The following is a 252-nucleotide window of genomic DNA, read 5'->3' on the forward strand; positions in this document are numbered from 1 at the left end:
GGCCATCTACTGGGTCGAGCCGCGGGCGCGGGGCATCCTGCCCCTCGATGACTTCCACGTCTCCAAGCGGCTTGCCCGCACCGTGCGCTCCGACGTGTTCGAGGTGCGGACCGACCCGGATTTCGATGCGGTCATCGCCGGCTGCGCCGCGCCGCGGGGCGATGCCGAACGGACTTGGATCAACGGCCGGATTCGCGAGCTCTACGGAGCCCTCTTCGATGCCGGGCACGCCCACACGGTGGAGGTGTTCCT

General features: G+C 69.4%; 1 pseudogene. It reads left to right on the forward strand.

The features are described 5' to 3' along the window. Window positions 1-252: pseudogene (locus AC0IW9_RS31410) on the forward strand (leucyl/phenylalanyl-tRNA--protein transferase); the annotation flags it as partial.

The sequence above is a fragment of the Belnapia sp. AC561 genome, assembly GCF_979252845.1.